5 protein-coding genes and 1 pseudogene are annotated in these 5,863 nt (G+C 68.6%); 3 read left to right on the forward strand and 3 right to left on the reverse strand.

All coding sequences use genetic code 11. The annotated features are described in order from the left end of the window. The first annotated feature begins 101 nt into the window (after positions 1–101). The 3 genes from valS to QN345_RS14695 are packed head-to-tail and all read left to right on the forward strand — an operon-like array spanning position 102 to position 3,416. A complete protein-coding gene (valS, locus tag QN345_RS14685; protein ID WP_134447912.1) occupies positions 102–2,684 on the forward strand; it encodes a valine--tRNA ligase in 2,583 nt (860 codons plus the stop codon). 10 nt (positions 2,685–2,694) lie between these two features. Next, positions 2,695–3,141 (forward strand): GNAT family N-acetyltransferase, encoded by a 447-nt coding sequence (locus QN345_RS14690; protein ID WP_134447910.1) that lies wholly within the window; start codon positions 2,695–2,697, stop codon positions 3,139–3,141. A 5-nt stretch (positions 3,142–3,146) separates the two neighbouring features. Then, a complete protein-coding gene (locus QN345_RS14695) occupies positions 3,147–3,416 on the forward strand; it encodes a hypothetical protein (RefSeq protein WP_134447908.1) in 270 nt (89 codons plus the stop codon). Positions 3,417–3,436: 20 nt separating this feature from the next. Here QN345_RS14695 and QN345_RS14700 read toward each other — a convergent pair whose 3' ends face one another. The 3 genes and pseudogenes from QN345_RS14700 to QN345_RS14710 all read right to left on the reverse strand — a co-directional run. After that, entirely contained in the window at positions 3,437–4,663 is a 1,227-nt protein-coding gene (locus tag QN345_RS14700) for an MFS transporter (RefSeq protein ID WP_198413425.1), read from the reverse strand. 57 nt (positions 4,664–4,720) lie between these two features. Next, positions 4,721–5,284 (reverse strand): dihydrofolate reductase family protein, encoded by a 564-nt coding sequence (locus tag QN345_RS14705; protein ID WP_134447906.1) that lies wholly within the window; start codon positions 5,282–5,284, stop codon positions 4,721–4,723. 84 nt (positions 5,285–5,368) lie between these two features. Then, positions 5,369–5,770, reverse strand: a pseudogene (locus tag QN345_RS14710) (hypothetical protein); the annotation flags it as partial. Between the last annotated feature and the right edge of the window lie 93 nt (positions 5,771–5,863).

Genomic DNA, 5,863 nt, shown 5'->3' on the forward strand with positions numbered 1-5,863 from the left:
CCCCGAATCGCCGGTGAACGGGGCATCGGGTAGGTTGGGTTAGGCCAATATTCAGGCACCTCACCGCAGACACGGTGCCGCAGACAGTGAATCGGAGAACCATGACGATCCCGAACGTTCCGGACAAGCCAGCCCTCGAGGGCCTCGAGAACAAATGGGGCGGCACCTGGGACACCGAGGGCACGTACCGCTTCGACCGCGACTCCGCGACCAGGGCGAACATCTTCTCCATCGACACTCCCCCGCCGACCGCGTCCGGCTCACTGCACATCGGCCACGTGTTTTCGTACACGCACACCGACGTCGTCGCCCGCTTCCAGCGGATGCGCGGCCGCGACGTGTTCTACCCGATGGGCTGGGACGACAACGGCCTGCCGACCGAACGCCGGGTGCAGAACTACTACGGCGTGCGCTGCGACCCGTCGCTGCCGTATGCCCCCGACTTCACCGCGCCCTTCGAGGGCGGCGACGGCAAGAGCACCAAGGCCGCCGACCAAGTCCCGATCAGCCGCCGCAACTTCATCGAACTCTGTGAACGCCTCACCCTCGAAGACGAGAAGCAGTTCGAAGCGCTCTGGCGCGACCTCGGCCTGAGCGTCGACTGGACCCAGACCTACCGCACGATCGGTTCGCACTCGATCGCATCCTCCCAGCTCGCCTTCCTCGGCAACGTCGCCCGCGGCGAGGCCTACCAGGCCATGGCGCCGACCCTCTGGGACGTCACCTTCCGCACGGCCGTCGCGCAGGCCGAGCTCGAGGACAAGGACATGCCCGCCGCGTACCACCGGGTCTCCTTCCGCAAGCCCGACGGTTCCACGATCGAGATCGAGACCACCCGGCCCGAGTTGCTGCCGGCCTGCGTGGCCCTCGTCGCGCATCCGGACGACGAGCGCTACAAGCACCTCTTCGGCACGACCGTGCGCACCCCGCTCTTCGACGTCGAAGTTCCTATCCTCGCCCACCACCTCGCCCAGAAGGACAAGGGCAGCGGCATCGCGATGATCTGCACCTTCGGCGACGTGACCGACGTGGTCTGGTGGCGGGAGCTCGACCTGCCGAACCGCGCGATCATGGGCTTCGACGGCCGCATCATCGCCGAGGCGCCCGAGGTCATCACGAGCGAAGCCGGAATCGCCGCGTATGCCGAGCTCGCCGGAAAGACCGTTTTCTCGGCCAAGCAGGCCGTCGTCGCCCTTCTCACGGCGAGCGGCGACATGATCGGCGAACCGAAGCCGATCGTGCACCCGGTCAAGTTCTTCGAGAAGGGCGACAAGCCCCTCGAGATCGTGTCGACCCGCCAGTGGTACATCCGTAACGGAGCGCGCGACGAGGCACTCCGGTCCCGCCTGCTCTCGCACGGCGCCGACCTGCAGTGGCACCCCGAATTCATGAAGGTCCGCTACGACAACTGGGTCAACGGCCTCACCGGCGACTGGCTCGTCTCCCGCCAGCGCTTCTTCGGAGTTCCGCTTCCGGTCTGGTACCCGCTGGATGCCGACGCGAACCCGGTCTTCGACCAGCCGATCGTCGCCACCCGCGACCAGCTCCCGGTCGACCCCTCTTCCGACACCGCGCCGGGGTACGCAAGCACCCAGCGCGGCCAGGCCGGCGGTTTCGTCGGCGAGGTCGACGTGATGGATACCTGGGCGACGTCCTCGCTCACCCCGCAGCTCGCCGGCGGCTGGGAGCGCGACCCACAGCTCTTCGACCTCGTCTACCCGTACTCGCTCCGCCCGCAGGGCCAGGACATCATCCGCACCTGGCTGTTCTCCACCCTGCTCCGCGCCGAACTCGAGGACGGCCGGTCCCCGTGGAAGCACGCGGCCCTGTCCGGGTTCATCGTCGACCCCGACCGCAAGAAGATGTCGAAGTCCAAGGGCAACGTCGTCACCCCCGCCGACATGCTCGTGCAGCACGGTTCGGATGCCGTGCGCTACTGGGCCGCCTCCTCGCGCCTCGGCACCGACGCGGCCTTCGACCCCAAGAACCCGACGCAGATCAAGATCGGCCGTCGCCTCGCGATCAAGATCCTGAACGCGTCGAAGTTCATCCTCGGCTTCGACGGGGCAGCGGACGCCGCGATCACCGAGCCCCTCGACCGCAGCATGATCGCCCGCCTCACGAGTGTCGTCGCCCAGGCGACGACCGCGTTCGACAGCTACGACCACGCCCGCGCCCTCGAGGTCACCGAGAGCTTCTTCTGGACGTTCTGCGACGACTACCTCGAGCTCGTCAAGGAACGCGCGTACGGCGAAGCCGGCGCCGGGCAGGCCTCGGCCGTCGCGGCGCTCCGCACCGCACTGTCGACCCTGCTCCGTCTGTTCGCCCCGTTCGTGCCGTTCGCGACCGAAGAGGCGTGGTCCTGGTCCAACGAGGGATCCGTGCACCGGGCCGCCTGGCCCATCGCGGCAGACCTCGCCGCAGGTTCAGGGGGGAACCCCGCACTGCTCGAGCTGTCCAGTCGCGCGCTCACCGGCATCCGGCGCGGAAAGACGGATGCGAAAGCGTCCCAGAAAACCGACGTCGCATCTGCTGTAATTAGCGGTACGGCTGCAGAGGTTGCCCTGCTCGCGCAGGCTGCCGCAGATCTGCAGGCTGTCGGCCGGATCTCGGAATTGGTTTTTGTCGAAGGCGGCGAGTTGGCAGTCACGGAAATCGTGCTCGCCACGGTGTCGGAGAGTTAGGGAGAACCAGATGGCTATTCACGTACGAGCATTGGGCGACAAGGACTTTTTCGCCTGGCTGGGCCTCTTCGAGGGCTACAGCGAGTTCTACAAGAGCGAACTGACCGATGAGAAGGCCCTCCGCGTCTGGAGCTGGATCATCGATCGGAACCACGTGCTGAACGGCGCGGTCGCAGTCAGTGACGACGGCGACTTCGTGGGCTTCGCGCACTACCGGGAGGTGCCGAACACGCTCAGCGCCACCCGCGGTCTCTTCATCGACGACCTGTTCGTCGTGCCGGAGCACCGTACGGGCGGCGTCGGCCGTTCGCTGATCGAGTTCGCCAAGGACTACGCGGCCGAGCACAAGCTCACGACCGTGCAGTGGATCACCGCCGCGGACAACGAGACCGCCCAGCGTCTCTACGACGACGTCGGCACCCGCACCGACTGGGTCACCTACGAGATCGAGCTCTGAGCCCGATGCAGGTGGGAACCCGCTGGTCGTTCGGCGGCACGGCGCCGTCCGGTCTGCCCGAGGTCGTCCTCCTCGCGGTCAGCACGGTCGAGCAGGACCTCACTGTCGCCCCGAAGGACGGTACGGATTCGTGGCGTTGGACGCTGACCTGGCTCGAGGCCAAGCCGGTGATCGAGCTCGATGACGGCACCGTCATCCGCTACAACGCGGTCGACGACAGCGCAACGATCACGCAGCCCTCGATCGAGGTCGAGGACGACGAGGACTGGATCTAGACCCGGAGGTCCCGCGGGTATCAGTCGCGCGGGATCACCGGTTCCGTCGCGCCCGGCCGGTCCGGTCCCGCCGAGAGGGCGAGACGGATCATCGCGGCGGCGCCCAGGATGGGACCGGGCACCAGGACCAGCAGGGCGTACTGCCAGCCCACGAGTCCGGCGAGCACCGGGACGACCTGGATCGTGACGACCGTGATCAGGAAGCCGATGGCCGTCTGGACGGTCAATGCCGTGCCCACGTAGCGCGGATCGGCGGACTCGCTGAGCGAGGTGGAGAAGACGCCGGAATCGGCGATGACGGATGCGCCCCACACCGCCAGGACGATGACGAGGGTCACCGGCGCCGCAGTGAAGAACAGCGGAGAGGCGAGGGCACAGCTGCCGCTGACGATCAGGGCTCCGGCACCCGCAGTACCGCGACCGTATCGGTCGGCCGCCCACCCGCCCAGCAGGGCGCCGGACGCACCGGCCACCCCGATCACGAGAAAGATGACGAGTGTGTCCCAGGCCGCCACGGACTCTCCCGCCGCCGACCGGCCGGCGCGAACGAAGGCGGGCAGCCAGGTCCAGAGCGCGAACAACTCCCACATGTGGCCGAAGTAGCCGAAATTGGCCAGGCGAGAACGTCTGTCCCTGAACATGTCCACGGCGTACCGCGGGTTGATCGGGGCGCTCCCGGACGAACCGTGCGGGCCCGACCGGATCAGGAGCGCCGCAACGACCGCGGCGACGGCGGCGAGAACCGCGGAGACGTTCATCACGTCCCGCCACGCCAGATCGGGCAGTCCGCGGACGAGGTGCGGCAGTGCTGAGCCGAGGGTCAGGGCCGCGATCATCAGGCCGAAGGCCCGCCCCCTGGCCAGGGACGGCGCCCAGGACGCCGTGAGTTTCATCCCGACCGGGTACACGCCCGCCAGCAGCGCACCGGTCAGGAAGCGCGGGAGGAGCGCCGTCGCGAGGTCCGTCGCCGTCGCGGTGAACGCGAGAATGCACCCGGCGGTGCCCAGCGCGCACCCAGCCATCAACAGCTGGGGCGGTATCCGGTCCGCCGCGTTCAGGACCGCGGACAGGACGGCGCCGACCACGAAACCGAGCTGCACGGATGCCGTCAGCCAGACCGCGTCGACCGTCGAGATATTCCACTCCAGCCTGAGCGCAGGAACGACCGCGGACGCGGAGAACCAGGCGGACATGGCCAGGACCTGGACAAGCGCGATCAGCAGCCGCTGGCGCTTCTGCCGGGTCACGACCGGTCGCCCGCCCCCGGATCCCGGCGGCAGGGGCCGGGCCGCCGGGCCCGCGGATCAGGCCTGCGGCACGACATACCGCAGGTACACCATTCCGTTTCGGAATCGTCGTTCACCCCGGAGCTCGAGCGGCATCCTCAGGTGCTCCGGCAGGAACCGGGTGCCGCCGCCGACGATGATCGGCGTCACGAAACGGTGGATCTCATCGACAACGCCCGCCTTGAGCGCGTGCGCGGCGAGCCCAGGACCGCCGATGGACACGCTCAGCCTGCTGTCCGCGACGAGGCTGCGTACCTCGGCGGCGTCGAAGGAGCGCTCGATGCGCGTCCGCGTCGTCGTGACCGCCGCGAGGTTGTGCGAGTAGACGACCTTTTCGGCGGCCTGCCAGATATCGGTGTACTCCCGCACCACGTCGGGCGGATCGACGAGTTCTCTCGCGGTCTCCCAGAACGCCATCGTCTCGTACATCCTGCGTCCGTACAGGTAGGTGCCGATCTTGCGTTCGAGGGCGTTGATGAAGGCGTGCACCTCCTCGTCGGGCGTCGCCCAGTCGAAATCACCGGCGGCATCCGCTGTGTACCCGTCGAGCGACGTGATGCCCGAGTAGATCAGCCTGGCCATGTGTCCTCCCGTCGCCCGTGCGTCTGCAGCTTCATACTGGCCTGCCCTGTCGCCCAGCGGAAGAGCCCTCAGACGAACGAACCCCTAGCCGGGCGCGCCCTCCCAACGGAAGAGCGCCGCGAGCCCGAGACCGCCGGCGATGCTGACCATGGCGAGGGCGTGCGCCCCCTTCGGGGCGTGCGCCCCCTTCGGGGCATCCGCCCCCTTCGGGGAATCCGCCCCCTCGACACCGTCGGCGCGGGACTGTGCCAGAAGCCGCAGCACGATCAGGGCACCGGATGCGCCGAACGGGTGCCCGAGGGCGAGCGCGCCGCCCTGCCGGTTGGCTCTGTCCTCCGGCACATCGATCAGGTCGAGGGAGGCGAGCACCTGGGCCGCGAAGGCTTCGACGATCTCGACGCGAGCGAGGGCCTCGGCAGGGACGCCCGTGCGCGCGAGCAGTGACCTGCCTGCCTCGCCGCCGCCGGCACCGAGCAGGTTGGGGTCGGTTCCGGCCGGGACGGCGCCGTGGTCGTGCTCGTCACGAGCAGGGCCCGCGCGATGGACCTCCTGGCGAGCGGCTCATTCCAGGCCGGAACG

It is taken from the genome of Cryobacterium sp. 10I1 (assembly GCF_035019805.1).
Taxonomy (GTDB): Bacteria; Actinomycetota; Actinomycetes; order Actinomycetales; family Microbacteriaceae; genus Cryobacterium; species Cryobacterium glucosi.